This is a genomic window from Mycobacterium sp. UM_Kg1, from assembly GCF_000972925.1.
GTDB classification, from domain to species: Bacteria; Actinomycetota; Actinomycetes; order Mycobacteriales; family Mycobacteriaceae; genus Mycobacterium; species Mycobacterium hiberniae.
Window position 1 is genome coordinate 1 of the sequence record NZ_JRMK01000314.1, and the last position, 1,061, is coordinate 1,061.

2 protein-coding genes are annotated in these 1,061 nt (G+C 67.0%); both read right to left on the bottom strand.

All coding sequences use genetic code 11. The features are described 5' to 3' along the window. Positions 1-9: 9 nt before the first annotated feature. Positions 10-579 (bottom strand): LysM peptidoglycan-binding domain-containing protein, encoded by a 570-nt coding sequence (locus LI92_RS21295; RefSeq protein WP_152665586.1) that lies wholly within the window; start codon positions 577-579, stop codon positions 10-12. A gap of 133 nt (positions 580-712) precedes the next feature. Further along, positions 713-1,061 (bottom strand): sterol desaturase family protein (locus LI92_RS21300; RefSeq protein WP_046322520.1); only part of this gene is annotated, 349 nt, incomplete at its 5' end.

Genomic DNA, 1,061 nt, shown 5'->3' on the forward strand with positions numbered 1-1,061 from the left:
GCGCGGCGATCAGGGAATCGTCAGCTCCTGACCGGGATGGATCAGATCGGGGTTGGCGATACCGCTTGCCTGCGCGATCTGCGGGTACTTGTTGCCGTCGCCGTAGAACCGCTCGGCGATCGCCCACAGGGTGTCACCGGCCACCACGGTGTACTTGCGGGCGGCAGGTTCAGCAGGTGCGGCAGGTGCGGCCTCCTCGGCGGGCGCCTCCGGCTCGGCCGCCTTGGGCTCCTCGGGCGGCGGTGCGTCGGTCTCGGTCTTAGTGGACCAGGCCGCGCCGTCGGCGGCGTAGAGCACCAGGTTGCGGTCGTCCTGCAAAACCAGCTTGACGTCCTTCTTGCCCTTGGTGTCGGTGTGCCAGATCGGCTTGTCGGCGGTGTACAGCACGAAGTTGCCGTCGGTCTGCACCTCGGCGCGCACCACGTCCTTGCCGTTGGTGCCCGTCGCCCAGATGGCCTTCCCCCGTGCCGCCAACACCAGGTTGCCGTCGTCCTGCAACGTCAGGGTGTAAGCCCCGTTGTTCGAGGTAAGCGACTCGCCCTTGACGAGCTTCTTCCCTGCAGTGAGGGTGTCTCCCAAGCTCTGTGCCACAATCTCCCCTTCATGTCGGCACGCCTCGACCCGATCTCGGCCGGCGCTGTCGCTCCGTTGCGACGCTTGCCAGCCTAGGCGAACACCGGCCGGTGCGCCCCCCATTACGTCAGGACGATCGCTACACCGCAGTGCTGGCCGCAGGGGCGGCGGCGGGCTGCCAACCGGGCGGCCCGAACAGGTAACCCAGCCGGTCGCGCCACCGTGTCGCCCGGCGCAGATCGGCGATGATCGCGCGGTACTCGTGGAACTGCAGGGTCAAGATGTTGAAGGTGTCCACCGGCTTGGTCAGCCCGTAGTGCGGGCGGAACCGTTCCGGGGCGAATGTGCCGAACAGGCGGTCCCAGATGATGAGGATTCCGCCGTAGTTGCGATCCAGGTATTCGGGGTCCATGCCGTGGTGCACCCGGTGGTGCGAGGGCGTGTTGAAGATGAACTCGAAGGGCCGCGGCAGCTTGTCGATGCGTTCG